Genomic DNA, 1,847 nt, shown 5'->3' with positions numbered 1-1,847 from the left:
TTAGTTTCATGTAATCATCTTTCTAAAGAAATTGATAAAAAAGCCCCTATGAGTGAGGCTGATAATACTACAGAGATATCTAGAGAATATGAAAAGATACTACTTGGCATAAAAGAGCCAATATTTAGAATAGATGTAAAATCAAACTATTTAAGTGCACCACTTGTAAAAGAAAGCTTTGCCTATTGGATCAATAATTTTAAAGATGATTTAAAAGCTCTATTAATAAAAAATGGCATCTATGACAATAGGAGTGAAAATAAAAATTACATAATGCCCGTATTTGATCTAGAGGCCAATGCTAAAAAAATAAAAGATTGTGATACATATATACCATATGTTTTAAATAATTGTGAAAATAAGTATTTCATATATATAAGTGGTAGCATTATTATTAATTTCTATATGGAAGACAACTTTGTTGATAGTAGGAGAATTGATATAACTGATCTTGGGAGACCTAATATAGTTAGTTGTGATTCATTAGAAAAAATTAATGAAAACTCTATTGATCTAATAAAAAATTTATACGGGTATTTATTAGATTATTTATCTAAAAAATATTATTTGTTTTACATAGAAAAATAATTCATTTACAAAAATATATAGGAGGTTGTCTATGAAGTATATATGTAGTTTAGTTAATATATTAGTATTAAGTGTATGCCTATTAATAATATCAGATTTAAGTTTTGCACAAGAAGATAAGTGTTTATTTACTCAAAAAGATAGAGACAGGCTTTTAAAGGTTGAGCTTAGAATTGATCAATTAGAAAATTCTTTAGAAAATTCATTTGATAGAATTGATACTAGGTTAGAGAACCTAAGGGATTTGATAGTTAGTCATTATAGACCATATTTAGGTTTTGATTATGATTCTTCTTGGGCTTATTTACCAGGTAAAGTCGAGTATAAAGTAGTAGATAAAAAGAGCAAACTAACCAAAGATGAGTTAAGTAATTTACTCAATGAATTGAGAGTTTTAGCAGGTCATAATAAGGATTTAGCTAATATTCTAAGAAAATATAATTTATATTAGTATATAAATATAAATATAGATAATAAAATTGTTATTATTAATATTTAAGATACTTTCTCTTATTTTGTGTTTAATTTGTGTTTTAATCAATATAATTGGTTTGCCTGGGAATATGCTTATTATTCTGATAGCTTTCATCTGGTATTTACTAGGCTACATTAGCACAATTCAAATAGTGATAATAGCATTATTGATTGCAGTTGGTGAGATTATTGAATTTATTTCAGGATTTTTATTAGGTAAAATATCAGGTATAAGCAATATTAGTTTATTATTTAGTATTCTTTGTTCATTTATATTTGCTATATTGATGGCTCCTATCTTTTTTGGTTTAGGATCTATAATAGGGGCGTTTCTTGGGGCTTTTGCCGGTGTATTTATATATGAAATATTCTCTTACAATAGTTTTTATACAGCTATAAAGAGAAGCTATATTGTCTTAAAAAGTAGAATCTTGGGAACAATTATAAAATTTTCACTTGGCATATTAACTATAATTTTATTTACCTTCTATCTGTTTTAGATAAATAAAATATAATTTTATCTCATTTAGCACATGAATATTGTATATAATTTTAATATTATTTTAATAATTTATTTATTATAATTTTATGCTTGACAATTAGTTATTTAAATTATAATATTTTTCTAGAAAGCTGCATAAATAATAAATATTATTTGGAGTATTTATGGCTGGTAAAGGGAGAAGGGTTTTTTCTTTTGAAAAATATTTGAAAAAATATCTTTGCAAAATTGTTTTTTTTATATTGGGGAGAGCTCTCCAATCAGCTTCAAAACATGATATTGA

General features: G+C 24.6%; 3 protein-coding genes. All 3 read left to right on the top strand.

What is annotated here, in order from left to right; translation table 11 throughout:
- The coding region (locus SVN78_10825) for a hypothetical protein (GenBank protein MDY6822099.1) at nt 1-588 on the top strand (588 nt) is incomplete at its 5' end.
- Between the two features lie 31 nt (nt 589-619).
- On the top strand, nt 620-1,039 hold the full coding sequence (locus SVN78_10820) for a hypothetical protein (protein ID MDY6822098.1): 420 nt from the start codon (nt 620-622) through the stop codon (nt 1,037-1,039).
- Nucleotides 1,040-1,067: 28 nt separating this feature from the next.
- Nucleotides 1,068-1,562 carry a DUF456 domain-containing protein gene (locus SVN78_10815; GenBank protein ID MDY6822097.1) on the top strand — a complete coding sequence of 165 codons (495 nt, stop codon included), beginning with the start codon at nt 1,068-1,070 and terminating at the stop codon, nt 1,560-1,562.
- Nucleotides 1,563-1,847 lie beyond the last annotated feature (285 nt).

Source organism: Deferribacterota bacterium (assembly GCA_034189185.1).
GTDB lineage: Bacteria > Chrysiogenota > Deferribacteres > Deferribacterales > UBA228 > UBA228.
Note: the sequence above shows the minus strand (reverse complement) of the source record. Positions and strands in the feature narration are given on the sequence as shown.